Annotated in this window: 21 protein-coding genes; 18 read left to right on the plus strand and 3 right to left on the minus strand. The window is 62.0% G+C overall.

What is annotated here, in order from left to right:
* The first annotated feature begins 3 nt into the window (after positions 1 to 3).
* From JFN93_RS18715 to JFN93_RS18770, 12 genes are all read left to right on the plus strand, one after another.
* On the plus strand, positions 4 to 594 hold the full coding sequence (locus JFN93_RS18715) for a DUF448 domain-containing protein (protein ID WP_199385659.1): 591 nt from the start codon (positions 4 to 6) through the stop codon (positions 592 to 594).
* A complete protein-coding gene (gene infB / locus JFN93_RS18720; protein WP_199385660.1) occupies positions 595 to 3,507 on the plus strand; it encodes a translation initiation factor IF-2 in 2,913 nt (970 codons plus the stop codon).
* Between the two features lie 106 nt (positions 3,508 to 3,613).
* The gene (locus JFN93_RS18725) at positions 3,614 to 3,973 is read left to right on the plus strand and encodes a ribosome-binding factor A (protein ID WP_199385661.1); all 360 of its coding nucleotides are present in this window, start codon (positions 3,614 to 3,616) and stop codon (positions 3,971 to 3,973) included.
* Positions 3,954 to 4,913, plus strand: coding sequence for a DHH family phosphoesterase (locus tag JFN93_RS18730; protein ID WP_199385662.1), 960 nt, complete (start codon positions 3,954 to 3,956; stop codon positions 4,911 to 4,913). Before JFN93_RS18725 ends, JFN93_RS18730 begins: the two co-directional genes overlap by 20 nt.
* 3 nt (positions 4,914 to 4,916) lie before the next feature.
* On the plus strand, positions 4,917 to 5,795 hold the full coding sequence (gene truB, locus JFN93_RS18735; protein ID WP_199385663.1) for a tRNA pseudouridine(55) synthase TruB: 879 nt from the start codon (positions 4,917 to 4,919) through the stop codon (positions 5,793 to 5,795).
* Between the two features lie 116 nt (positions 5,796 to 5,911).
* Positions 5,912 to 6,178 carry a 30S ribosomal protein S15 gene (rpsO, locus tag JFN93_RS18740; protein WP_199385664.1) on the plus strand — a complete coding sequence of 89 codons (267 nt, stop codon included), beginning with the start codon at positions 5,912 to 5,914 and terminating at the stop codon, positions 6,176 to 6,178.
* A 172-nt stretch (positions 6,179 to 6,350) separates the two neighbouring features.
* The gene (gene pnp / locus JFN93_RS18745; RefSeq protein WP_199385665.1) at positions 6,351 to 8,441 is read left to right on the plus strand and encodes a polyribonucleotide nucleotidyltransferase; all 2,091 of its coding nucleotides are present in this window, start codon (positions 6,351 to 6,353) and stop codon (positions 8,439 to 8,441) included.
* 49 nt (positions 8,442 to 8,490) lie between these two features.
* The gene (locus JFN93_RS18750) at positions 8,491 to 9,747 is read left to right on the plus strand and encodes a M16 family metallopeptidase (RefSeq protein WP_199385666.1); all 1,257 of its coding nucleotides are present in this window, start codon (positions 8,491 to 8,493) and stop codon (positions 9,745 to 9,747) included.
* Position 9,748: 1 nt separating this feature from the next.
* The gene (dut, locus tag JFN93_RS18755) at positions 9,749 to 10,195 is read left to right on the plus strand and encodes a dUTP diphosphatase (RefSeq protein ID WP_199385667.1); all 447 of its coding nucleotides are present in this window, start codon (positions 9,749 to 9,751) and stop codon (positions 10,193 to 10,195) included.
* A gap of 195 nt (positions 10,196 to 10,390) precedes the next feature.
* Positions 10,391 to 11,488, plus strand: coding sequence for an aminopeptidase (locus tag JFN93_RS18760; protein WP_199385668.1), 1,098 nt, complete (start codon positions 10,391 to 10,393; stop codon positions 11,486 to 11,488).
* Between the two features lie 15 nt (positions 11,489 to 11,503).
* Positions 11,504 to 12,112, plus strand: a complete 609-nt coding sequence (locus JFN93_RS18765; RefSeq protein WP_199385669.1) for an L-threonylcarbamoyladenylate synthase — start codon at positions 11,504 to 11,506, stop codon at positions 12,110 to 12,112.
* A 23-nt stretch (positions 12,113 to 12,135) separates the two neighbouring features.
* Positions 12,136 to 12,489, plus strand: a complete 354-nt coding sequence (locus JFN93_RS18770; protein WP_199385670.1) for a hypothetical protein — start codon at positions 12,136 to 12,138, stop codon at positions 12,487 to 12,489.
* 103 nt (positions 12,490 to 12,592) lie between these two features.
* Here JFN93_RS18770 and JFN93_RS18775 read toward each other — a convergent pair whose 3' ends face one another.
* Entirely contained in the window at positions 12,593 to 13,432 is an 840-nt protein-coding gene (locus tag JFN93_RS18775) for a hypothetical protein (RefSeq protein ID WP_199385671.1), read from the minus strand.
* A gap of 419 nt (positions 13,433 to 13,851) precedes the next feature.
* On the opposite strand from JFN93_RS18775, the gene queD reads away from it, so the two are divergent.
* The 6 genes from queD to JFN93_RS18805 all read left to right on the plus strand — a co-directional run bounded on the left by queD (position 13,852) and on the right by JFN93_RS18805 (position 20,923).
* Positions 13,852 to 14,220: a 6-carboxytetrahydropterin synthase QueD gene (queD, locus tag JFN93_RS18780; RefSeq protein WP_199385672.1), complete on the plus strand. Its 369-nt coding sequence runs from the start codon at positions 13,852 to 13,854 to the stop codon at positions 14,218 to 14,220.
* Complete coding sequence (locus tag JFN93_RS18785) at positions 14,213 to 14,974, plus strand: 7-carboxy-7-deazaguanine synthase QueE (protein WP_199385673.1); 762 nt, start codon at positions 14,213 to 14,215, stop codon at positions 14,972 to 14,974. Before queD ends, JFN93_RS18785 begins: the two co-directional genes overlap by 8 nt.
* 310 nt (positions 14,975 to 15,284) lie before the next feature.
* Entirely contained in the window at positions 15,285 to 16,223 is a 939-nt protein-coding gene (locus JFN93_RS18790) for an AAA family ATPase (RefSeq protein WP_199385674.1), read from the plus strand.
* A gap of 59 nt (positions 16,224 to 16,282) precedes the next feature.
* Entirely contained in the window at positions 16,283 to 17,086 is an 804-nt protein-coding gene (locus JFN93_RS18795; protein WP_328754319.1) for a DUF58 domain-containing protein, read from the plus strand.
* The gene (locus tag JFN93_RS18800; protein ID WP_199385675.1) at positions 17,073 to 18,965 is read left to right on the plus strand and encodes a transglutaminase family protein; all 1,893 of its coding nucleotides are present in this window, start codon (positions 17,073 to 17,075) and stop codon (positions 18,963 to 18,965) included. The genes JFN93_RS18795 and JFN93_RS18800 overlap by 14 nt, the downstream gene beginning before the upstream one ends.
* Before the next feature lie 53 nt (positions 18,966 to 19,018).
* Positions 19,019 to 20,923: a tetratricopeptide repeat protein gene (locus JFN93_RS18805; protein WP_199385676.1), complete on the plus strand. Its 1,905-nt coding sequence runs from the start codon at positions 19,019 to 19,021 to the stop codon at positions 20,921 to 20,923.
* 121 nt (positions 20,924 to 21,044) lie between these two features.
* Here JFN93_RS18805 and JFN93_RS18810 read toward each other — a convergent pair whose 3' ends face one another.
* Together JFN93_RS18810 and JFN93_RS18815 are read right to left on the minus strand one after the other, a co-directional pair.
* Positions 21,045 to 21,773 (minus strand): energy transducer TonB, encoded by a 729-nt coding sequence (locus JFN93_RS18810; RefSeq protein WP_199385677.1) that lies wholly within the window; start codon positions 21,771 to 21,773, stop codon positions 21,045 to 21,047.
* A 508-nt stretch (positions 21,774 to 22,281) separates the two neighbouring features.
* Entirely contained in the window at positions 22,282 to 24,522 is a 2,241-nt protein-coding gene (locus JFN93_RS18815; protein ID WP_199385678.1) for an NADP-dependent malic enzyme, read from the minus strand.
* Between the last annotated feature and the right edge of the window lie 283 nt (positions 24,523 to 24,805).

Here is a 24,805-nt window from a genome sequence, read left to right on the forward strand (position 1 = left end):
TCGATGCCCAAGGCAGTACCCCTGCGCAGCTGCGTCGCCTGCCGGACGAACCTGGTAAAGGGAGAGCTGCTCCGCTACGTCCTCTCCCCGGATGGGGAGGTGGTCCCCGACCTGCAGCAGAAGCTTCCCGGAAGGGGGGCCTACACCTGCCTCAAGGCGGGATGCCTGACCCAGGCGGTGAAAAAGCGCCAGCTGGCACGGGCGCTCGGGGCGACGGGGGAAATTGACGCCGTCCGGCTGGTAAGCCGGGTGCGGGAGCGGTTCGAGGAAAGGATCGCGGGATACATCTCCCTGGCCAACAAGGGGGGGAAGCTGGTCTCGGGCTCGGACCGGGTGCTGGAACAGTTGAAGAAGGGGAATACGGGGCTTTTGATCATGGCCGCCGACATCTCCCCGGATAGTGCCGATAAGTTCCAGGGGGCCGCCCAGGCCCACCACGTCCCCGTGGCGGTCCTTTTTGACAAGGAGCGGCTCGGCGGACTGATCGGAAAGGAACTAAGGAGTGTCCTGGCCGTCCTGGACAGCGGCTTCATCGGACCGATGACCTTAGAAATGGACAGGTACAGGAACTTCCTTGAGGAGGAGCGACAGTAGATGAGCAAAACCCGCGTATATGAACTAGCGCAGCAGTTGGGGATCGATAATAAGGAGGTAATGGCACGGCTCGCCGAACGAGGCGTGTCGGTCAAAAATCATATGGCCGTCATAGAAGATGCCGACGTCAAGGCCCTCTCCGCCCCGGCGCAGGCCCCCGCCAAGGAGGTCGCCCAGGAAGAGGTCCGGGTTAAACCTACTCTGATCCGCCGCCGCGCCGCGAAAACGCCCGAGCCGGCCCCTGCGGCCGAGGCCCCCGCCGAGGCGGCCCCTGCCGAGCCGACCCGCGCGCCGGAAGCCGAGGCCGCGGTCGAGGCTCCGGTTGCCGCGAAGCCCGAACCGGCCGCTCCGGCAGCACCCGCTCGCGAGGTGCACCGGGCCGTGATCATCGAGGCCGCTCCGCCCAAGCCTGCCCCTGCTGCCGCTGCCGAGCCGAAGAAGGTCGAGGAGGCGCCCAAGAAGGCCGCCGCCGCGACCCAGGCACCGAAGCCGGCTGCCGAGTCCGCTCCTGCTCCGGCCGCCGCAACACCTGCGGCCGAAACACCGGCACCTGCTCCCGAAGCGGCGGCTCCGGCCGCACCTGCTGCCGCAGCGGCACCGATGGCGCCCGCTGCCGAGGCCGCTGCGGCGCCCAAGGCTGCCGAGCCGCAACCGGAACCGGAAAAGGCAACCCCGACCCGCGCCCGCATCCTGGGCCGCGTCGAGATCCCGGGCATCACCCAGCCCCAGCAGCGCCCCGAGCGGCGGGTCGAGCGTCCCGGTACCGAGCCGCGCCAGGGACAGCGTCCCGGCGGTCCGCGCGGTGTCGAGCGCCCCGGTACCGAACGCCCCGGCACGGGGCGTCCCGGTGAGCGTCCCATGGGGGGTGGCCGTCCCGATCGTCCGGCTCCGCTGGCTCCGGTCGAGCCCGGCATTGTGGCCGGCGACGACCGGCGCAAAGGGGCGCGCAAGCCCGCTGCCCCTGGTGGCGGTGCCAGCGACTTCGGCAAAAACGCCAAAAAGGGCGGTCCTCCCGCCAAGAAGAAGGAAGCCTTCAAAAAGCCGGACATGCTCGACAAGCGCGAGCGGGTCTTCGAGCCCGGACCGCGCTCCAAAGGGAAGAAACGGGGCGTCGAGAAGGTCCAGATCGGCAAGAAGACCGAGATCACGGTGCCCAAGGCAATCAAGCGCATCATCAAGATCTCCGAATCGATCACCGTGGGCGAGCTCGCCAAGCGCATGGGGATCAAGGCGACCGATCTGATCCGCGCCCTGATGAAGATGGGGGTCATGGCGACCATCAACCATCCGCTCGACTTCGACACCGCGACCATCCTCGCCACCGATTTCGGCTATGAAATCGAGAACGTGGCGCTCGACGTCGACGAGATGCTGGAGTCGGAACCGGATGCGCCCGAGGATCTCGTCAAGCGTCCGCCGGTCGTCACCATCATGGGTCACGTCGACCACGGCAAGACCTCGCTGCTCGACGCCATCCGCGAGGCCAACGTCATCGCCGGCGAGGCCGGCGGGATCACCCAGCACATCGGTGCGTACGACGTCGAACTCGACGGCCGCAAGATCACCTTCCTCGACACCCCGGGCCACGAGGCGTTCACCGCGATGCGTGCCCGCGGCGCGAAGGTCACCGACATCGTCATCCTGGTGGTCGCAGCCGACGACGGCGTCATGCCCCAGACCCGCGAGGCGGTGAACCACTCCAAGGCCGCCGGCGTTCCGATCATCGTCGCCATCAACAAGATCGACAAGCCGGAAGCCAACCCCAGCAAGGTGAAGCAGGAACTCATGGAGTTCGGGCTGGTCTCCGAGGAGTGGGGGGGCGAAACCATCTTCGTCGAGGTGTCGGCGAAGAAGAAGATCAACCTGGAAGGGCTTTTGGAAATGGTCCTTCTGCAGGCCGACGTCCTCGAGCTCAAGGCGAACCCGAACAAGTCTGCCCGTGGCACCATCGTCGAGGCGAAACTCGACAAGGGGCGTGGCCCGGTGGCCACCGTCCTGGTTCAGGAAGGTACCCTCAAGGTCGGCGACTACTTCGTAGCCGGGGTACATTTCGGCAGGGTCCGCGCCATGCAGAACGACCGCGGCGACAAGGTCCTGACCGCCGGCCCGGCCATGCCGGTCGAGGTCATCGGTTTCACCGGGGTCCCCGACGCCGGCGACATCTTCGTGTCGATGGCCGATGAAAAGCAGGCCAAGGAGATCTCCACCCACCGCCAGATCAAGCTGCGCGAGGCCGAACTCGCCAAGAGCAGCAAGCTCTCCCTGGAGCAGCTTTACGAGAAGATCCAGAAGGGAGAGGTCAAGGACCTCAACACGATCGTCAAAGGCGACGTGCAGGGTTCGGTCGAGGCGGTGGCCGAGTCGCTCAGAAAACTCACCACCGACGCCATCCGGCTCAACGTGCTGCACGCCTCGGTTGGTGCCATCACCGAGACCGACGTCAACCTGGCCAGCGCCTCCAACGCTATCATCCTCGGCTTCAACGTCCGTCCCGAGGTCAAGGCGGCGGCGCTTGCCGAGAAGGAAGGGGTCGACGTCCGCCTCTACAACATCATCTACGATGCGGTCGACGACATCAAAAAGGCGATGGAAGGGCTCCTCGAGCCGACCTTCCAGGAGAAATACCTGGGGCGCGCCGAGATCCGCGAGACCTTCTCGGTGCCCAAGCACGGCATGGTCGCCGGCTGCTACATCACCGACGGCAAGATCCTGCGCGGCTCGCAGGTCCGCCTGCTGCGCGACAACGTGGTGGTCTACGAAGGTAAGCTCGGCAGCCTGCGCCGCTTCAAAGACGACGTCAAGGAAGTGTCGACCGGCTACGAGTGCGGGATGTCGCTGGAGAACTACAACGACATCAAGGTCGGCGACATCATCGAGGCGTTCGAACTCGAGAAGGTAGCCGGCAAACTGTAACAATCACGGGCGGGGCCGCTCCTGAACGGGATGGCCGCGCCCTTTTTTTACCCAGCGCCGACCGGGAACCTCCGGTGCGACGCGGGATGAAGTCAGGAAAGAAAGCATGTTCAAACGCAGCGACAAGGTAGCGGAGGCGATTCACAAGATCGTCTCCGAACTCATGATCAGGGGACTCAAAGATCCCCGTATCGGCTTCGTCACCATCACCGGCGTCAAGGTGACCCAGGACAGCCGCCAGGCCACCATTTACTACTCGGTAGTGGGGAGCGAGCAGGAGAAGAAGGATTGCGCCGCCGGGCTTTCCAGCGCACGCGGTTTCATCCGCAAGGAAGTGGGCGCCGCGCTCCAGATCCGCTTCACTCCCGAGATCATCTTCAAATACGACACCTCGGTAGACTACGGCCACCGAATCGACAGCCTCCTCAAGGAGATAGGTACCACCGATGATGGCGACACTCAGTGAGATCCGGACGGTCATCGACCGCCACACGACCTTTCTCGTCACCACCCACGAAGGGCCCGACGGCGACGCCGTCGGCTCGTCCCTGGCACTGGCCCACTACCTGAAGTCTTTGGGCAAGGACGCCTCGGTTTACATCTGCGATCCGGTTCCCGACGCGTACGCCTGGCTGCCGATGGCGGACCAGGTGCTCGGGACGCTCCCCGACCGGGACTACGAGGTCTGCTTCGTCCTCGACGTCGGAGAGTTCAAGCGTACCGGCAAGGAGATCACCTCCAGCACCCGGATCGGCAGCTTCGTCAACATCGATCACCACCCCGACTGCCCCCAGTTCGGCGCGCTGAACCTGATCGACCCGCAGGCCTGCGCCACCGGTGCCATCATCTACCGGCTGATCAAGGAATCCGGCGCCACCCCCGACTACGCGACCTCGCTTTGCATCTACACCGCGATCGTCACCGACACCGGGCGGTTCAGCTATTCCAACGCCAATCCCGAGGCCTTTGCCATTACCGGGGAACTGGTCACCCAGGGGGTCAACACCTGGGACGTGACCGAGAAGCTCTTCGAAAGCCAGCCCAAGGCGCGGCTCGACCTGCTCGCCCTGGCCCTGGCCGATCTGACCGTCTCCCCCTGCGGGGAGTACGGCTCGCTGTCGGTCACCCTCGACATGTACGAGAAGACCGGGGGGACCGCCGAGCTCACCGACGGGTTCGTCAACTACCCCCGCTCCATTCGGGGGGTCGAGGTGGCGATCTTCTTCCGGGAACTCGCTCCGCGGGAATTCAAGGTCGGCTTCCGTTCCAAGGGTAAGGTCGACGTCGGCGCCATCTCGGCGCACTTCGGCGGCGGGGGGCACCACAACGCCGCCGGCTGCAAGGTGAACGGGACCCTCGACGAGGTCAAGGACCTGGTCTTTGCCAAGTTGCGGCAGACCCGCTAGTACATGGACGGTTTTCTGGTAATCGACAAGGGCCCGGGGCTCTCCTCGCATGCCGTAGTGGCTCGGGTGCGGCGGATCCTGGGCCAGAAAAAGGCGGGACACACCGGGACGCTCGACCCCTTCGCCACCGGGGTCCTCCCGGTAGCAGTGGGGGAGGCCACCAAGGCGATCCAGTTTCTGGACGAATCGGAGAAGGAGTACCGGGCCGTCCTCAGGCTCGGGGTGAGCACCGACACCCAGGATTTGACCGGCAAGGTCATCGCCGAGGCCGATACCGGCGCGATCACCGAGGAGGGGCTCCTCGAGGCGGCCCGGGAATTTTTCGGCCGGCTCTCCCAGCTCCCTCCCATGTTCTCCGCGATAAAAAAGGGTGGGGTGCCGCTCTACACCTTGGCGCGCAAGGGGGTCGAGGTCGAGCGCGAGGCGCGCGCGGTGGAGATCCACCGGCTGAGCTTCGATTGGATCCGGCTTCCGGAGGCCTGCTTCACGGTCCGCTGCTCGCGGGGGACCTACGTAAGGACGCTCGCCAGCGACCTCGGCGACCGGCTCGGCTGCGGGGCGCATCTGCTTGAGTTGCGGCGCACCGCCAGCGGGCCTTTCACCGAAGCCCAGGCGATCACCCTGGAGGAGCTGGAGGCTGCGGCCGATCCCGCCTCGCTGCTGGTGCCGCTGCAGGAGGCCCTTTGCCACCTGCGCGAGTTCCACCTGTCCGAGGCCGGCGCGGTGAAGGTCGCCAACGGGGTTCCCCCCGCGGTGACCGACCTGGATGACGGCAGCCTTGGAGCCGGGGAGAAAGTGCGCCTTTCCCTCGGTGAACGGCTGGCCGCCGTTGCCTACCTCGATCCGGAGAAAGGGATGCGGCTGGCGCGGGTGTTCAATTAGCATTGTTCTTTACACGCAAACTGTTTTGTGATAATACTGCGTGATGTTTCGGAAAACTTTGCCGTGAAGTCATAACGCGGACAGGGATAGACATTGGATGGGGAAGGAGGTGTACCATGCTGGCAACCGATAAAAAACAGGAAATCATTTCCGCTCACAAACTGCACGATTCCGATACGGGATCTCCGGAAGTGCAGATCGCAATTCTTTCCGAGCGGATTACGTACCTGACCGAGCACTTCAAAACGCACAAGAAGGATCACCACAGCCGTCGCGGCCTTTTGAAGATCGTCGGTCAGAGAAGAGGGCTTCTCGACTACCTGAAGAAAAAGGATGTTGAGAGATACAAGTCCATCATCGCTAAACTCGGAATCAGAAGGTAAGAAAAGGCAGTATACCTTAACAGGGTATATTGCCTTTCCACTTTCTTAACAGGGCCTAGTGCCCTTTTCTTTTGTTGGGGACGTGGATAAAAAAGCTCTGCTGCATTCGCGGCATAGCTCTTTTCTCGGCGGCCCCAACACCAACCGTAGCTGGACCAGGAGGCCCAAAATAATGGAACACAAAGTACAAGTAGAAGTAGCCGGCAAGACCATCACCATCGCGACCGGCAAGATCGCCAAGCAGGCGAGCGGCGCAGTCATGATCTCCAGCGGGGACACCGTGGTGCTCGTCACCGCCGTTGCCATGAAGACCGCCAAGGAAGGGCAGGGGTTCTTCCCGCTGACCGTCAACTATCAGGAGAAGGCATACGCCGGCGGCCGCATCCCGGGGAGCTTCTTCAAGCGTGAAGGGCGTCCCTCCGACAACGAGACCCTTACCTCGCGTCTCATCGACCGCCCGATCCGCCCGCTGTTCCCGGAAAACTTCATGAACGACACCCAGGTCATGGCGACCGTCATGTCCGCGGACAAGGAAAACGACCCGGGCATCCTCGCCATGATCGGCGCTTCGTCGGCCCTCATGGTCTCCGACGTCCCGTTTGCCGGCCCGATCGCCGGCGTGAAAGTCGCCCGCGTGGACGGCACCTTCATCGCTAACCCGTCCATCGAAGAAGTCGAGAAGAGCGACCTCGAGATCGTCGTCGCCGCCAGCAAGGACGCCATCATCATGGTTGAAGGGTGTGCCGACGAGGTCTCCGAATCCGACCTCCTCGAAGCGATCTTCTTCGGCCACAAGGCGATCCAGCCGGTTCTCGAGGCCCAGGAGAAACTGGTCGCCCTGGTGAACCCGGTCAAGCGCGACGTACCGCCGCCGGTGGTCAACGTCGAACTCAAAGAGAAAGTCCGCGCCCTCGCCGCCGACCGCATGAAAGAGGCGGTCCGCATCAAGAGCAAAGGGGAGCGTCACGACGCGATCGACGCCATCACCGACGAGACCATCGCAGCGCTTGCCGAAGCCTTCCCGGAGAGCGAGAAAGAGATCCGCGGCTTCATGGAAGACCTCGAGTACGACCTGGTCCGCGAACACATCATCAAGGACGGCCAGCGCATCGACGGCCGCGACACCAAGACCATCCGCGCCATCTCGACCGAAGTCGGCATCCTCCCCCGCGCCCACGGCTCCGCCCTGTTTACCCGCGGCGAGACCCAGGCGATCGTCGCCGCAACGCTGGGCACCTCGGTCGACGAGCAGCGCATCGACTCGCTCTACGGCGACTCCCGCAAGCGTTTCATGCTGCACTACAACTTCCCGCCGTACTCCGTCGGCGAGACCAGCTTCCGCCTTGCCCCGGGGCGCCGCGAAATCGGCCACGGCATGCTCGCCGAGCGCGCCCTGCAGAAGGTGCTCCCCAAGCACGATGACTTCCCCTACACCATCCGCATCGTCTCCGATATCACCGAGAGCAACGGTTCCTCCTCCATGGCCACCGTCTGCGGCGGCTCCATGTCGCTGATGGACGCCGGTATCCCGGTCAAGGCACCGGTTGCCGGTATCGCCATGGGGCTCATCAAGGAGGGCGAAGATTTCGCCATCCTCTCCGACATCCTCGGCGATGAGGACCACCTGGGCGACATGGACTTCAAGGTCGCCGGGACCTCCGCCGGTGTTACCGCGCTGCAGATGGACATCAAGATCGGCGGGGTGACCCGCGAGATCATGCAGATCGCGCTCAACCAGGCCAAAGACGGGCGTCTGCACATCCTCGGCGAGATGGCCAAATCCCTCGGCGCGCCGCGGGAAGACCTCTCCCCGTTTGCGCCGCGCATCACCACCATCTTCGTCAAGACCGAGAAGATCCGCGACGTCATCGGTTCCGGCGGCAAGAACATCCGCTCCGTCACCGAGGCGACCGGCGTCAGCATCGACATCGACGATACCGGCCGTATCAACATCGCTTCCACCAACAAGGAAGCCTGCGACCTCGCCATCAAGATGATCCGCAACCTCACCGCCGAAGCCGAGGAAGGGAAACTCTACATGGGCACCGTCAAGAAGATCATGGAATTCGGCGCTTTCGTCGAGATCTTCCCGGGCACCGACGGCCTGGTCCACGTCTCCGAACTGGACAAGGAGCGCGTGAAGAACGTATCCGACGTCCTCAGCGAAGGGGACAAGGTTCTGGTGAAGTGCATCGGCATCGACAAGCAGGGGAAAATCAAGCTCTCCCGCAAGGAAGCCCTCGGGGCCACCTTCACCGAATAATTAGAAAGGTCGGCTGGCAATTTTCACAAATGAGGGTATAGTTCTCCGCATGCTCAACAAGACCATCCTCGATAACGGTATCCGCGTCATTTCCGAGCGGATACCGTATGCCAGCTCCGTCTCCATCGGAATCTGGGTCGCCAACGGCTCCCGCCACGAACGGCGGGAGTCGAACGGCGTCGCCCACTTCATCGAGCACCTTTTGTTCAAGGGGACCGAGCGGCGCACCGCCCTTGACATCGCCCGCGAGATCGACTCGGTCGGCGGGGTGCTCAACGCCTTCACCAGCCGCGAGTACGTCTGCTACTACGCCAAGGTCCTCGACAAGTTCCTGCCGCGCGCCGTCGATCTGCTGACCGACATCTTCCTGCACTCCACCTTCGATCCCGACGAGATCGAGAAGGAACGCCGCGTCGTCCTCCAGGAAATCAGCATGATGGAGGACACCCCGGACGACCTGATCCACGATCTGTTCCACCAGCACTTCTGGGACGGGCACCCGCTCGGGATGTCGATTCTCGGCGACGCGCAGAGTGTCGGCGGGCTCTCCCGCGACTCCATCGTCTCCTACAAGGAGGAGATGTACCGCGGGGCCGACATCATCGTTTCCGCAGCCGGCAACCTCTCCCACGACGAGCTTTTGAGCCTGGTGGGACCGATCCTTTCCGGGATTCCCGGGGGGACCGGACGGCAGGAGACCGAGCTTCCCGAGTACCGGCGCCGCATCGAGATCATCGAGCGCGACCTGGAGCAAATCCACGTCTGTCTCGGGGTGAAGGGGCTGCCGCAGAGCCATCCGCGGCGCTACGACGCCTTCATCATGAACGCCATCCTGGGGGGGAGCATGAGTTCCCGGCTGTTCCAGGAAGTGCGCGAGAAGAGCGGGCTCGCCTACTCCGTCTATTCCTACATCGCCTCCCACGCCGATGCCGGCTCCCTGGTGGTTTATGCCGGAGCCAGCCCGGACAGCGGCGCCGAACTCATCGAGATCATGCTCCGCGAGCTCGGCCGGTTCAAGCACGAGCCGGTACCGCCCGCCCAGCTCGACGGGGCGCGTGAACAGCTCAAAGGAAACCTCCTCCTGTCGCTCGAGTCGAGCGACAACCGCATGTCGCGGTTGGCTAAAAACGAGATCTACTTCGGCCAGCCGCAGCCCCTCACCGAGATCATGGGGGGGTTCGATCGCGTCACTGCGGAAAGTCTCCAGCAGCTTGCCAATGAACTTCTCGACCCCGCCACCCTCACCCTGGTAATGATGGGAAGGGTCGGCACCCCGGCCTTCCGGCCCGAAGACATCACCCTTTGACATGAATCCGCTTGAGATCAAGATCCGGCGGTTGCGCTCCGCTTCCTCCATCCCGCGCTACATGACGGATCAGGCGGCTGGAGTCGACCTTCACGCCGCGCTGGACGAGCCGTATCTGCTCGAACCCGGCGCGCGCGCCCTCGTTCCCACCGGTATTGCCATTGAAATTCCGGCCGGATACGAGGCACAGGTGCGTCCGCGCAGCGGGCTTGCCTTGCGGCACGGCATCGCCCTGGTCAATTCCCCCGGGACCATCGACGCCGACTACCGCGGCGAGATTGGCGTCATCGTCATCAACCACGGCAACGAACCTTTCCGGATCGAGAACGGGGAGCGGGTCGCCCAAATGGTATTTGCCAAGGTAGAGCGCTGCTCCTTCGTGGAAGTGGAAGAACTGAACGAAACCGGGCGCGGGGCAGGGGGCTTTGGTAGTACCGGTAAACAGTGAAGAGTCATAAGTAGTCAGAGCCAGTGTTGAGCTATCAGTACGGGCTCTGTTTCGTTCCCCTCCCAGATGATTTTAGTAGTCGGCACACCTGAACAAGTAGTACCATTTCCGTTAGCATTCAAACAACGAGCCGTCCTCCTGAACCGTGGTCACTGGTTCTGATCACCGTTCACTGACACTGAAAAGGCTACTGATATGAAGGATCCACGAGTTAGAAAACTTGCTGAGGTTCTGGTCGACTATTCGACGCGGGTGCAACCTGGAGATGTCGTTCTGATCAGCTCCGCCGGGTTAGAGACGCTTCCCCTGGTGAAAGAGATCTATGCCTTGTGCCTGGAGCGTGGCGCCAAGTACGTCGAGTACGAGTTCAACGTTCCGGACCTCAACCGCTACTTCTATAACATTGCCTCCGGCGAACAGCTCACCTACTTTCCCGAGCACAAGCTGGAGTTCATGAAGCAGGTCGACGTCTACATCGGGCTCACCGCTTCGGACAACTCGATGGTCATGGCCCAGGCAAACCAAGCCACCATGATTGCCTGGTCCAAGCTGGTGCGTCCCATCATCGACCAGCGCGTCAAGCACACCCGCTGGGTGATCACCCGGTTCCCGACCCAGGCCGCCGCCCAGGAAGCCCGCATGAGCCTCGACGAGTACGAACAGTACCTCTTCGACGCCTGCTGCATGGATTGGGAAGAGGAATCGCGCAAACAGGACGCCCTGAAGGTCCTGATGGATGCCGCAGACCGGGTGCGCATCAAGTCGAGCGATACCGACCTCACCTTCAGCATCAAGGGGTTGAACGGCATCAAGTGCGACGGACGGCTCAACATCCCCGATGGCGAGGTCTTTACCGCGCCGGTGCGGGAGTCGGTCGAAGGTTACATCACCTACAACTGCCCGACGGTGTACCAGGGGAAGGAATTCAACAACATCCGGCTCGAGTTCCAGAAGGGGAAGATCGTGAAGGCGACCTCTCCCGGCATGGACGACGCGCTGAACCGGATCCTCGACACCGACGAGGGGGCCCGCTACGTCGGGGAATTCGCGGTCGGGGTGAATCCGCGCATCACGGTGCCGATGCGGAACATCCTTTTCGATGAGAAGATCTTCGGTTCCATCCACTTCACGCCGGGCCAATGCTACGATGAGGCGGACAACGGGAACAAGTCGGCGGTGCATTGGGACATGGTGAAGATCCTGACCGGCGATGGCGAACTCTGGTTCGACGACCAACTGGTCCAGAAGGACGGACGCTTCGTACACGAGGCGCTGCTCGGGCTGAATCCTTAGGGAGTAGAAACGGCAATGCTGATCGAGATCAATCCCGATAATCCCCAACCCAGGCTGATCTCCCGGGTGGTGGACCTGCTGAAAAATGACGGGGTGGTGGCCTATCCGACCGACACCACCTACGGCATCGGCTGCTCCATTTTCTCCAAAAAAGGGGTCGAGCGGATCTACACGATCAAGCAGCGGGACCGGAAGAAACCGTTTTCGTTCATCTGCCGTGACATCTCCGAGGTGGCCAAGTACGCCCGGGTCTCCAACTATGCCTTCAAGGTCCTGAGGCGCCAGCTTCCCGGCCCTTACACCTTCGTCCTCGAGGCGAATTCCATCGTTCCCGATCTGCTGCTGACCAAACAGCGCACCGTCGGCATCAGGATTCCCGACAACAACATCTGCCTCGCCCTGGTAGCCGAGCTCGGTGCACCCATCGTCACCACCAGCGCAAACCTTTCCGGGGAGGACCCGATCGGGAACCCCTGGCAGGTCGACTGCGACCTCGGCAAAGTGCTCGATATCGTCGTTGACGGCGGAGACCTCTCCGCGGACGTCTCTTCCGTCGTCAGCCTCATCGGCGACGTCCCGACCGTGCTCCGCAAAGGGGTAGGGGACGTGAGCTGGTGCGAATGAACCACACCACTTCCTAAACCGCCATGCGCCGATCAACCGTACGTTACGGACTAAAACTCATCCTCGCCGGGATCCTCTGCGTCACGGCCGGAACCTTCTTTCATTCCGAAATTGCGGACGTCCTTCTGCTCGGTGGGGGAGGGGATGCCGAAATTACCCTGCTCGGGTTTTTCCTGGGCGGGTTGACCGGTGGCTGCGGCGTTCTGATCGCCGCCGGCGGTTTCCTGCAAAGCGGCGCCGGCGACCGGCCCGCCAAACTGGGGCGCATTTTCGCCTACATCGTCCTTGCCGTCATCCTCTTCTTTTTCCTCGCCTATCGCTCCTTCACGACGCCCGTCTCGCAGCCGGTCCGCCCCGGGGAAAGCATCAGCATCTGACCGGAAGACCTCCTTTCCTGCTCCATTGCATTCGCGCCAGCAAAGGCGCTCCCACAGCGACCAGCCACCTTTTTATACCCGCTCCCTGTCCTTGGTTACGGCGTTAGAAGTCGATATTGGGCCGGATGATGACGGTGAAACCGCTGTGCTCGAGGTAATGGAGCCTGCCGGTGTAAAGGTTGGCGCCTTCCCAGGCAAAACCCAGGTCGAGCTTGAGGGCGTAGTTCTTGCCTTCGATCGGGTATGACTTCCCGATCAGGTACTCCTGCCGAAGGAGCTCCATTCCGGGCTGGGAAAAATCCAGGCGCATCTGCATGTTGGTGTTGTCCAGCCAGGAGAGAAACGGCGACCGGAAGCTCAGGTTGTTGCGCCGGATCCCCAGGTAGATCGCGTTGGTGATGTCAGGATTTTCGTGCAGCTTCGCCCCCACCCGGAAACTCCAGCTCAGGCGCTCCCCCTGGAAGTTCCGCTCACCCTTCATCTTCCATTCCACCTCGTAATTGTTGTCCTGGATCAGGATGTTCCGGCGGATGTGCTCGTTGGAGTAGCTGAAAAGGTACCCCATGTACCCTTTGTTGGTGCCCACCTTCTTTTCATCCGGCTTGCTGAAATTGACGATGTCTCCCACGAAGACCGACACCGCATAGGGTTCCGGGAAACCGGTCGTGATCGACTCGATCAGGTTGAAATCGTCGCCGATGCCCATCTTCTGGTAGAAATCCGGAGCGTACTTCCTGATGCCGACCCCGGTGAGCGGCATCGGAAAGACCCCCGCCTCCAGGAGCAGGTAACGTGGCGTCAGCGAGTTCAGGAAGAGGTGCCGGTACACGTTGTATTCCGAAGAGGTGCCCAGGTCGGGGATCGCGGCTTTGGTGAGCGGGATGTGCAAACCGAGGCTCGTGTAGTAGAGATCGTAGTCGGGGACGAGTTCGACCTTCGACATCCAGGCTTCCGTTTGCGGGGCGAACTCGGCTTTCTCTCCCGTTGCCTCGGAAGCGGCGTCAGCGGTTAGATGGGGCGTGCGGGAATCGGCTGCCGTTGGGGGCGGGGGCGGTGCGGGAATATCGGTTGCCGCCGCTGCGGACGGCGGAAAGGCAACCAACAACAGGAACACGGATCCTGTGCTAACGGCCGCGGTAAAGACGGTTATGCAGCGGTGCAACTTCCGGGAAATGGATCTCAAAAGCGACGCTTCCTTCAGAGAGCTGGCGGGTTTGTCTGGAGGGGTAAACCTACTTCATTAAGGGAAGGGCGTCAAGATGCTGTTTGGTTGCCGCCGGAAGACGGCCGGCTTGTGGATTGTGTATTAAGAACGCCTCTGCTATAGTGCGGTGATCTATCAATAACAATCGGAGGGGCGTCATGTACCGTCTTACCATTCACACTGCCTTTGCCGCCGCACACAATCTCACCCATTACCAGGGTGACTGCGAGAATCTCCATGGCCATAACTGGAAGGTGGAGGTTTCCGTCTCCACGGATTCCCTCGACAAGGCCGGTCTGGGCATCGACTTCAAGATCCTCAAGAAGGAGACCAACGACCTTCTGAAAACCCTGGACCACAAGTACCTCAACGAGCTGACCCCGTTCAAGGAGATCTCTCCTTCCTCGGAGAACATCGCCCGCCACCTCTACGGCGAGCTGACCCGGATTTTCTCCGGGCGCGGGGTGAAGGTCGAGATGGTAACCGTCTGGGAATCCGATTTCGCTGCTGCGAGTTACTATGAGTAGCTCCACCCCCGCCGCCGGTGTCGTGGAATGCTTCTCCTCGCTGCAGGGAGAAGGGGTGCTCGTCGGATTGCGGCAGGTTTTTCTGCGGTTTTCCGGGTGCAACCTCACCTGCAGCTTCTGCGACACCCCCGGCATGAGCAATCTTCCGGAACATTGCCTTCTGGAGCAAACCCCGGGACGCCGCGATTTCATCGAGGTCGCGAACCCGGTTTCCATGCAACGGATCGTATCCCTTATCGGGGAATGGATCCATGGCTGGCCCGGCGTGCACCATTCGATCAGCGTGACCGGCGGCGAGCCCCTGCTGCAGGTCGATGCCCTGAAGGTCTGCCTCCCCGAACTGCGCAAGATCCTTCCCGTCCACCTGGAGACCAACGGAACCCTCTGGGAAGCGCTTAAGGAGGTCCTGCCTCATCTGGACTGGGTGGGGATGGATTTCAAGCTTCCTTCCGCTTCGGGCGTGGAGCCGCGCTGGGATGACCACGAGCGTTTCCTGCGGCTTGCGGCGCAGCGGCAGGTATATGTCAAGGTTGTGGTCGACGAGACGACCCAGAGCTGGGAAATCGAGCGCTCGGTGGCCCTCACCGCCGAGGTTGATCCCGCCATTCCCCTGATTCTGCAGCCGATGACCCGCCCTGACGGCCGGGTCTCGGTGACCCCGATCCGGATGCTCGAATTCCAGGAACTCGCCTCCCGGCTGCTCTCAGAGGTGCGGGTGATCCCCCAGACCCACAAGTTCATGGGGCAGCTGTAGGACAGGGTGGGTGTGCCGGACTGGATAAGCTGGGGCCTGCCATAGCTGTGGGAGCGACTTTCCAGGCGCGAATAATCCTTTTACTACTGCTTCTTAAGGCGGGTTCCTCTTTCGGAACCTGCCTTTTTCTATTGGAATCGGGTTGACGGGCGCGACATGCAGCGCGCCCACGACTTTCTAGCCGGCCAGCTCCCGGTTGGCTCCCAACGCCCTCCCCAACTCTCCCCAAAGAAAGGGAGGGGGAGATAACCTTTAGCTTTTCCCATCGAATTGATATACTGGGTTGATTCTTGGGCACAGGGAGATTCTCATGAGTTTAGCGAAGCGCGACGAGATGATTGCCGTCCTGGACGAGCTTTCCGGTCGTCGCCTGCGAGGGAAGGGGAGGGCGGTCCGTCTCTGCCTGATGGCCCTTCTGACCGGCGGACATATCCTTCTCGAAGACCTTCCGGGGCTCGGCAAAACGACCATGGCACTCGCCTTTGCCGGCTCCATGGGGCTTTCCTTCGGGAGGGTGCAGTGCACGAGCGATCTTCTTCCCTCCGACATCACCGGTCTTTCCATCTACGACCGCAACGCGGGGCGTTTCACCTTCATCAAGGGGCCGGTGTTCAACAACATCGTCCTGATCGACGAGATCAACCGCGCCATGCCCAAGACCCAGAGCGCCCTTTTGGAGGCGATGGAGGAGCGGCGGGTGACCGTCGAGGGGGTGACCTACCCCCTTCCCCAGCCTTTCCTGGTCCTGGCCACTCAGAACCCCATCGAGCAGGTCGGCACCTTTCCGCTCCCGGAAGCACAGATGGACCGTTTCATCCTGAAAACGGGGATCGGCTACCCTCCCGAAGAAACCGAGAAGAACATCCTGATGCACGGCTCGATCCGGGAGGAGATCCAGCATCTAACCCCCACGGTGACCCACGATGATCTGATCGAGGCGATGCGGGCGGTGCACGGCATCTACGTCGGCGAAAAGGTCATCGACTACGTCTATGCCATCGCGCGGGCGACCCGGGAGCATCCGATGGTCCTGGCCGGCATCTCCACCCGCGGCGCCATCGGCCTGGTCGACGCCGCCAAGGCGGCCGCCTACCTGGACGGTCGTTCCTTCGTGATACCGGAGGACGTCAAAGACGTGGCTGCGGTGGTCTGCTCGCACCGGTTGATGCTCAAGCCGGAACAGGAAGCTATCCGCAAGGAGGAACTATTAAACGCCATCGTGAAAGAAATACCCCTCCCGGTCACATAAGCCTCACCAAGGGAGGCGGCTTCTACGTCGCCGCAACGCTTTTGCTCGGGATTGCCGCGGTGAACACGGGGAACAACCTCCTTTTCCTGACCGTTTCGGCCATGCTGGCCTTCATGGCGATGTCGGGGCTGCTCGGCTGGCTGAATATCCGCTACCTGGCGGTCTCGCTCCGGCTCCCGGACGAAATCTACGCCGGTCGCGAAACCCTGGTCGGGCTCTCCGTCCAGAATCGCAAGCGCTGGCTCCCCTCCTTCCTGATCAACACCCAGCTCTGCGGCGTCACCAGCGTCTTTACCATGCTGGATGCCGGAAAGAGCGAAGAGGGATCTTTCATCACCTCTTTCGACACGCGGGGGCGCCACCACGTCGACCGGCCGTTAATCAGCTCGCCATTCCCGGTTAATTTCTTCGTCCGTTTCACCCGTGCTCCCATCAGCGCCGATTTCACCGTATTCCCGGCCCCGCGTTCGGCTTCGGGCCTTTTCGCCTCCGGAACCGAGGAGTCCGGCATCGCCGCGGCCTCCCGGCAGCCGGGCTACGAAGGAGACCTGGCGAAGATCAGCGACTACCGCGGTGGAGAGTCGCTCAAACTCATCCACTGGCGCCTGTCCGCCAAGCACGAGGTCTTCAAGGTGAAGGAACTGACGGCGACCGCCGAGGAGCCGGTCATCCTGGAGGTCGATCTCCTCCCGGGACGGGACCTGGAGGAGCGGCTTGGTGTCGGGACCTATCTCATCAACGCGCTGATAAAAAGGGGGCGCGCCGTGGGGCTGAAGATCGGCGAAGATATCATCCAGCCCGGTGCCAGCCGGGCGCACCGGCTCAAAATGCTCGGAGAATTGGCGACCTATGGTCAAAATTAAGGCGGTCGTAGCCACTCTGGCGATCGTCATCGCCTCGATCGGATACCTGCCGCTCTTCCCCTACCTGGACCCGCTGGCCCGATGGTTTTTCCCCGTTGCTTTGGTGGTCGGTGTGACCCTGGAACGCCGGGAAAAATCCCCCGGCGGCAAGATCCTTACCCCGCTTTCCATCCTGCTTTTCCTTTACTACGTCTCGGGTCTGTCGCTGGAAACCGTGGTTGCCGTCACCTCCAACCTGCTGGTCGTCCTTCTGGCGGTGAGGATGCTGGGGGAAAAGAGCGGCCGTAACTACCTGCAGATTTTCGGACTTTCGCTTTTCTGCCTGGCGGCCTCCTCGCTGTACAACCTGTCGGCACTCTTCCTGGTGTATCTCCTGGCCCTGCTCCTGCTGCTTGCCGTATCGCTCGTTGTGCTTACCTTCCAGGTACAGGAGCGGGAGATCATGCTTTCCCGGCTGCAGCTGAAAAGGGTCCTCTCTGTGGCGCTCCTGATGCCGGTGGCCTCCTTGCCGCTGATGCTCTTTCTGTTCTTCCTGCTGCCGAGGACCCCGTATCCGCTCTGGTCCTTTCTGAAGGGAGGCGGCGCCCGGCAGGTCGGTTTCACCGACACGGTGCGCCCCGGTGCGACCTCGAGCGTCACCACTCCCAAAAACGTCGCTTTCCGGGCGGTCTGCCGCAAATTGCCCGAGGATAGCCTCTATTGGCGGGGCATCGTCCTCAACGGTTATGCCGGCGATGCCTGGGTGCGCCTGGCTCCCCCGGAAGGGGAGGACGCCGCGGTGCCTGCAGGGGAATCCGTGGAACAGGAAATCTATCCCGAACCGTCGGCGACCGGCTACCTGATCGCGCTGAACCTTCCCCGAAAGCTGGTCGGGGTGCGGAACAACGCATCGCCGGACCAGGTGTTCACCGGGCAGGTCCCTGGCAACAAGCGGGTTTCTTATCGCGCCTGGTCGGTCCTTTCCGACTCCCTAAAAAACGTCGGCGACCTGGATCGCTCCTTTTACCTGGCGCTGCCTCGCAGCATCCCGCCCCGGCTTTTTGCCGAGGGGCAGGTGCTCGCGGCCCGGTCCGACGATGCCGAGGGAAAAATTGCCGCGGTACGAAGCTTTTTCCGCTCCCGGCGGCTCTCCTACACCACCCATGACCTCCCGGTCGGCAAAGACGCGCTCGACTCCTTCCTCTATGTGAAACGTCACGGCAACTGTGAATATTTCGCCTCCGCCTGCGCGCTTCTGCTTCGGCTGGGCGGGGTCCCGGCCCGGCTGGTGGGCGGTTACCATGGCGGGATCTACAGCGACATGGGGGGGTACTACCTGATTACCGAAGACACTGCCCACGTCTGGGTGGAGGCGTTTGTCGACGGCAAGGGATGGGTTAAGATCGACCCGAGCCAGTGGTCCCAGGGGTTCGTCCAAAACGAAAGCCTGGGGGCCCGGGTGCGGCTGTACGCCGACCTGATGGGGTTTTATTGGAACAAGGCGGTGGTTACCTACGATCTCGAAAAGCAGATATCCCTGGTCCGCACCGCGGCGCAGAAAGTGCGCGGCTTCTCTGCTCCCTCGGTTCCCAAAAGGGAGGTTATCCTGGTCCTGCTCGCCGCAGGCGGGATCGTAGCGGTCTTCTTCTGGATCCGGCAGCGTCCGGCCTCGCCCGAGGAGCGGTTGGTGCGGGAATTTCTCCGGATTGCGGCACGCCGTGATCCGGAGCTCAACTCTCGAAAATGCGGCGTCTACGAAGCGAGCCGGCGCCTTCGGGACCCCGCCCTGAAGGAATTTGCCGCCATTTACGGCGCGGCGGTTTATCAGGACCGCCCGCTGCAGACCGACGAGCTCCGCCGCTGTCGCGACCTGCTCAAGCAGGCCCGGCAGCAGGCTTGACAGCGGTTCTTCTTTGTTTTAATTTGGCCCGAACCCTTACTATAGAGGCATAAGTGGCGTCACAAAAAGACAAATTTCTGGAAAGCGCTCAGCGTTTTGCGCTCCGTGGGCAGATCGACCGTGCCATCCGCGACTATCAGCAAGTCGTGGCCCTTGATCCGCGCGACAACCGGTATCGGCAAAAATTAGCCGAACTCCTGGTGCGCGACGGCCGCAAGGAAGAGGCGATCGAGCAGTTCGAGGATATCGCCCGGAACTACGCCCAGAATTCGTATTACCTGAAGGCGATCGCCGTCTACAAGCAGATCCAGCGCCTGGTGCCAACCGACACCCACGTTTCGCTGACCCTGGCAGAACTCAACCAGAAGCAGGGGCTGGTCGGCAACGCGCTGGCCGAGTACGGGCAGGTGGTGGGTGCGCTGGAGCGGGAAGGGAACCTGAAGAAGGTAATTGAGGTCCTGGAGCAGATGATCTCCATCGACGGCCAGAACCTCACCACCCGTTTGAAATACGCGGAGACGCAGCGCCGGGTCGGCGAGAACGAGGCGGCCTACCACACGTTCAGCGAAATCCTCCGGACGCTCAGGACCCGCGGGGACCTGGCCGGTGCGGAAAAGTTCGAACAGCGCCTGAACCTCATGTACCCGGAAAAGGCGAAACTGACCGCGGCGGCCGCACCGCTGCACCGGCAACAAAGCGATGCCGCTCTGGCAACTGCGGGCGGCGTTGCCGAGGCTGAGCCCAAGCAGCCGGCACCGCATGCCGAGCTTCCGATATCCCTGGAGGATGATGCAGCGGAGCCGGAACCCGCCGCCGGCACCGCTGCTCCCGTTGAATTTCCGGGAGCGGCCGAGGGGCCGGAACTTGGGTTGGCATTGGAGCCGGAAGAGCTCCCCTCCGAACCGGTCGGCGCGGCCGAGTCCCTTCCCGACTTTGAACTTCCCGATTTTCTTCAGGAAGAGCTTCCGTCAGCTGTTCCCTCGGTTGCCGAGGCACCGGCTGCCGCTCCGGTGGCGATCAGCGCGGCCCCGGAGGGCATTTCCCCTGAAGTCGAAAGAGACGCTGCCGAAACCGCCGCGGCTCCCGAGCCGTATTGGGAAGTGGAAATTGAGCTCGATTTCGACGATGCCGCCGATGAAGATGACGAGGCTGAGGCACCCCTTGCTCCCCTGGCAGATGTTAGCGCTGGTGCCGATGCCCGCGTGGCAACCACGCCGGCCCCCGAACTCCCCGCGCTGACTTCATTAGATGAACCTGCTGAGGTGCCCATCGAAGAGGGGCTGGATTGGCTGGACCTGGTGGATTTGGAAGCCGCAGGTCCTGTGCCGGTCGTCTCGCTCGAGGAAACGGCTGCCCCGGCAAACTCCGCCGCTGCGGTGGAGTCTGCCCCCGCTGCCAAGGCGCCGGGCGCGCCGGTGGCGCCGATACCTGCGGTGCAGGCGCCGGGTCCGGACACGGCCCCGGCCGGTGGTGAACCGGCCGCTCTTACCTGGGGGGATATCTTCCCTGAATGGAGCATCCCCGCTGCTGACGGTGATCTTGCCGAACTGCAGTCCCATTACGATCTCGGCCTTGCCTACCGGGAAATGGGGATGTACCGCGACGCGATCAAGGAACTTTTCCAGGCGGGACGCAACCCTCGGCGCCGCCTTGATTCGCTGACCTTTCAGGCACTGTGCTACCGCGATTTGGGCGACAATGAAAAGGCGGAGGAGCTTCTTACCCAGGGGCGTTCCCTGCAGGGGGTCTCGGTCGAGGAAAGAATGTGGCTCGGGTATGAGCTGGCTGACCTCTTCGAGCAGAGCGGCAAGACCGGCGCGGCGCTGGAACTCTACCAGGAGGTGTACACTTGGGACGCCGGGTTCCAGGATGTGGCACTTAGGCTGGGCCGGCTGACCGGCGAAGAGAAGATCGAGGAGATCGAGGAGATCGAGCTGGAAGACGAGTTCTCGCTCTGAATCGCCTAGAGGGGCTTTTGGTCATTCGTGCCGGGAATGGCGCTCCCACAGTTACTACTGCGGCGTCAATAAATAAAAGGGGCTCCCTTTCTCGAGGGGAGCCCTTTTGCATTGCTGGAGGTTAGGACCTCATCAGGTCCAGGGGGGGGACCAGGCGGATCGGCGCCTGGAAGAAGTCTCCTTCGTAGCTGGCCGGGAGCGGGGGGAGGGGGCTTGCCTTCCGAATCGACTCCAAGACCGTCCGGTCGTAGGCATCGTTGCCGGAGCGCTTCAAGAGCCTTTGGTCCACGATCTCGCCGTTGCGGGCGATGACGATAGCGATGATGACCGGTTCGATCCGCTTCGAGCCCGCGGCGGGGCCGCCGAGCCACCACTTTTCATTGATCGCCTGGAGCATGTCGATGTAGTAGGGGCGGATGTCGGACCGAAGCGAAGCTCCCTCGGAGATTGACTTGAAAAACCCCCGGGAAAGTCCCAGCCCCATTTCGGAAAGAAGGCTCTCGGTGGCGGGGGCTTTGGGCTGGATGGCAGGCGGTTCCGCTGCCTGGGCAGGGGAGACGGCCGCCGGAGTGGGGGCCTGGACCGGCTGCGGCTCCGATTTCGCAACGCTCACCGGTTCCGGTGGGGCCTTGGTCACCGCGGGCTGAGCTTGTGGTGCGCTCATCGGGGCCTGCAACTGGGCCATCTTAAGATCGAGGTAGGTAATGGCGGAGCTGGTCTGAACCCCTTTGGGGGCGGCCAGGAGCATCGCGCTGCAGATGACGTGGAGCAGGGCGGATGCGGCAATGCCGTACAGGAAATAGTTTTGGTTTTTCTGCACCAACTGCGGGGGGGATGCTAGACGATCCATGTCATTCACCTCTGTTTCCGCCGTCACCTTTCGGCCGGGGCAAAAAACTGGTCCTAGCCAAAAGACGCCAGGGGGCGGCAGGGGGTAGCCAAATCACGCAAAAATAAAACGGGACCGATGGGGACCCTGCTTTGTTTGATTTCGGTGCAAAGCCGGGCCCGGCGCAGGTTTCGCGGCATCCGACCTGGAACCCTTGAGTGATCTTTACCGCGGACCCTGCTGAGGATGCAAAGGCGGCACCAAGAGTTCGAGTGTGATTATCTTTTCGAAAGAATGAGATAGCGTCCCGGCTGGAAGGGCGGGAAAGTTAAGGTTTAGGTGCTTCAACTGTGGGAGCGCCATTCCTGGGGCGAACCGCCGCAGGCGGCAAATGAAAAAGGAATCGCGTCTGGAAAGGCGCTTCCCTAGGGTGGGCAGCCATCTTCTTGAGGTGGGGCAAAAATAAAAAGGGATCCGGAAATTCCGGATCCCTTGTGGTCGTTTCTTTTTTACCCGGCAGCTGCCGGCGTTACTGGGCGTCGACGACCGCGATGGCCGCCATGTTGACGATGTTGGAAACGTCGTCGCCGCGCTGCAGCACGTGGGTCGGCTTGTTCATCCCCATGAGGATCGGCCCGATGGCTTCGGCGCCGCCCAGGCGGTGCAGCAGCTTGTAGGCGATGTTCCCGGAGTTGAGGTCGGGGAAGATGAGAACGTTGGCCGGACCGGTGAGCGAGGAGAACGGGTAGTTCCCCAGAAGCTCCGGGGTCACTGCGGTGTCGGCCTGCATCTCGCCGTCGATCTCCAGGCTCGGTGCGCGCAGCTTTACGATCTCCACGGCGCGCTTCACCTTGTTGGTGAGCTCATGGTTCACCGAACCGAAGTTGGAGAAGGAGAGCATCGCCACCCGCGGCTCGATTTCCAGCATGCGCACCTTCTCGGCCGCGAGGATGGCGGTCTCGGCCAGTTCCTCAGCGGTCGGGTCCATGGTCACCGTGGTGTCGGCCATGAACGTGATCCGCTTGTTGAAGATCATCATGTACATGCCATGCACGCCGGAGAGCTGGGGCTGGCGGCCGATCACCTCGAGCGCCGGGCGGATGGTCTCCGGATAGTGGGCGTCGATACCGGAGAGGAGGCAGTCGGCATCGCCCATGTGCACCATCATGGAACCGAAATGGTTGCGGGACTTGCGCCGCATGACGCGGTGCGCCTCGGAAAGGGTGATCCCTTTGCGCTGGCGCATGCGGTAAAACTCTTGGGCGTAGCGGTCGGTGAGCTCGGAATCCTCGGGATCGATGATGTTGATCCCCTCCAGGCCGAGGTCGGCCATCAGTTTTTCGATCCGCTTGCGGTGGCCGATGACCACCGGCTCGGCGATCCCTTCCTCGATGAGGATGTAGGCCGCCTTGAGGATCTTCTCGTTCTCCCCTTCCGGGAAAACGATCTTCTTCGGATCGCACTTCGCCTTGTTGATGATGAAGCGCATCGTCTCCTTGGCCTTGCCCTGGAGGGCTTCAAGGGACTCGACGTAGCGGTCCATGTCCTCGATCGGCTGCCGGGCGACGCCGGAATCCATGGCGGCCTTGGCGACCGCGGGGGCGACGCGGAGCAGGGCGCGCGGGTCGAACGGCTTCGGGATGATGTAGTCACGGCCGAAGGCGAATTTCTGGTTGCCGTAGGCGCGGCAGACCGAGTCGGGGCAATCCTCGCGTGCCAGTTCGGCAAGCGCCATGACCGCGGCCCGCTTCATCTCCTCGTTGATGGTGCTGGCCCGAACGTCGAGGGCCCCGCGGAAGATGAAGGGGAAGCCGAGGACGTTGTTGACCTGGTTCGGATAGTCGGAGCGGCCGGTGGCCATGATGACGTCGCTTCGGACCGCAAGCGCCTCTTCCGGGGTGATCTCCGGGTCCGGGTTGGCCATTGCCATGATAATCGGGTCTTTCGCCATGCTCCGGACCATGGACGGGGTGACGGCGCCCTTGGCGGAGACTCCGATGAAGACGTCGGCGTTTTGCATGGCCTCGTCGAGGGTGCGCTCCTCGGTATCCACCGCCAGGCGCTCCTTGTAGACGTTCATCCCTTCGGTGCGCCCTTTGAAGATGACCCCCTTGGTGTCGCACATCAGCACGTTTTTCTGCTGCGCGCCCATGGAGATGGCGAGGTTGGCGCAGGCAACGCCCGCGGCGCCGGCGCCGTTCACCACGATCTTGATCTCCTCGATCTTCTTCCCCACCAGGTGCAGGGCGTTGATCAGCGCGGCAGTAGAGATGATTGCGGTGCCGTGCTGGTCGTCGTGGAACACCGGGATGTTCATCGTCTTTTTCAGCTCTTCTTCGATGTAGAAACACTCGGGGGCCTTGATGTCCTCGAGGTTGATGCCGCCGAAGGTCGGCTCCAGGAGCTGGACCACCTTGATGACGTCGTCCGGGTTCTCCGACTTCACTTCCAGGTCGAAGACGTCGACGTCGGCAAAGCGTTTGAAAAGGACCCCTTTACCTTCCATGACCGGCTTGCCGGCGATGGCTCCGATGTTGCCGAGGCCGAGGACCGCGGTGCCGTTGGAAACGACGGCGACCAGGTTCCCTTTGGCCGTGTACTTGTAGGCGTCTTCGGGATTTTTCTCGATTTCCAGGCACGGCTCCGCGACCCCGGGGGTGTAGGCCAGGGACAGATCGCGGGAAGTGAGGCAGGGCTTGGAAGAGATAACCTCGATTTTGCCCTTGCGGCCGGTGGAGTGGTATTCAAGGGCGTCCATTTTCTTTGTCATTTTTACCTCCTGGTTTGTGATGCAGGCCTTCCTGACATCCATGTACAACACGTACGTTGTGTTTTATTGACGAGTTTCTTCTTAATAAACAAAAAATTGGGCAGACAAATCAATGGGTTACGCGGCTGTCGCCGGGAGTCCCTGACTAATAAACCCATTATTTGGAAGTGTCAAGTCTTTTCCCGTTCCTTATAGAACAAGTGTTTTATTATTTATGGTATTCGAAGGCGTATTTTGCTCAACCTACCTGTTTTCCGCTCTTTTGACAAGCCAGTATTGTAAA

This window comes from Geomesophilobacter sediminis, from assembly GCF_016458275.1.
GTDB lineage: Bacteria > Desulfobacterota > Desulfuromonadia > Geobacterales > Geobacteraceae > Geomesophilobacter > Geomesophilobacter sediminis.

Excerpts from the sequence above, each read along its gene's own strand:
- JFN93_RS18715 (WP_199385659.1), top strand. The coding sequence starts at position 4 with ATGCCCAAGGCAGTACCCCTGCGCAGCTGCGTCGCCTGCCGGACGAAC.
- infB (WP_199385660.1), top strand. The coding sequence starts at position 595 with ATGAGCAAAACCCGCGTATATGAACTAGCGCAGCAGTTGGGGATCGAT.
- JFN93_RS18725 (WP_199385661.1), top strand. The coding sequence starts at position 3,614 with ATGTTCAAACGCAGCGACAAGGTAGCGGAGGCGATTCACAAGATCGTC.
- JFN93_RS18730 (WP_199385662.1), top strand. The coding sequence starts at position 3,954 with ATGATGGCGACACTCAGTGAGATCCGGACGGTCATCGACCGCCACACG.
- truB (WP_199385663.1), top strand. The coding sequence starts at position 4,917 with ATGGACGGTTTTCTGGTAATCGACAAGGGCCCGGGGCTCTCCTCGCAT.
- rpsO (WP_199385664.1), top strand. The coding sequence starts at position 5,912 with ATGCTGGCAACCGATAAAAAACAGGAAATCATTTCCGCTCACAAACTG.
- pnp (WP_199385665.1), top strand. The coding sequence starts at position 6,351 with ATGGAACACAAAGTACAAGTAGAAGTAGCCGGCAAGACCATCACCATC.
- JFN93_RS18750 (WP_199385666.1), top strand. The coding sequence starts at position 8,491 with ATGCTCAACAAGACCATCCTCGATAACGGTATCCGCGTCATTTCCGAG.
- dut (WP_199385667.1), top strand. The coding sequence starts at position 9,749 with ATGAATCCGCTTGAGATCAAGATCCGGCGGTTGCGCTCCGCTTCCTCC.
- JFN93_RS18760 (WP_199385668.1), top strand. The coding sequence starts at position 10,391 with ATGAAGGATCCACGAGTTAGAAAACTTGCTGAGGTTCTGGTCGACTAT.
- JFN93_RS18765 (WP_199385669.1), top strand. The coding sequence starts at position 11,504 with ATGCTGATCGAGATCAATCCCGATAATCCCCAACCCAGGCTGATCTCC.
- JFN93_RS18770 (WP_199385670.1), top strand. The coding sequence starts at position 12,136 with ATGCGCCGATCAACCGTACGTTACGGACTAAAACTCATCCTCGCCGGG.
- JFN93_RS18775 (WP_199385671.1), bottom strand. The coding sequence starts at position 13,432 with ATGTCGAAGGTCGAACTCGTCCCCGACTACGATCTCTACTACACGAGC.
- queD (WP_199385672.1), top strand. The coding sequence starts at position 13,852 with ATGTACCGTCTTACCATTCACACTGCCTTTGCCGCCGCACACAATCTC.
- JFN93_RS18785 (WP_199385673.1), top strand. The coding sequence starts at position 14,213 with ATGAGTAGCTCCACCCCCGCCGCCGGTGTCGTGGAATGCTTCTCCTCG.
- JFN93_RS18790 (WP_199385674.1), top strand. The coding sequence starts at position 15,285 with ATGAGTTTAGCGAAGCGCGACGAGATGATTGCCGTCCTGGACGAGCTT.
- JFN93_RS18800 (WP_199385675.1), top strand. The coding sequence starts at position 17,073 with ATGGTCAAAATTAAGGCGGTCGTAGCCACTCTGGCGATCGTCATCGCC.
- JFN93_RS18810 (WP_199385677.1), bottom strand. The coding sequence starts at position 21,773 with ATGGATCGTCTAGCATCCCCCCCGCAGTTGGTGCAGAAAAACCAAAAC.
- JFN93_RS18815 (WP_199385678.1), bottom strand. The coding sequence starts at position 24,522 with ATGACAAAGAAAATGGACGCCCTTGAATACCACTCCACCGGCCGCAAG.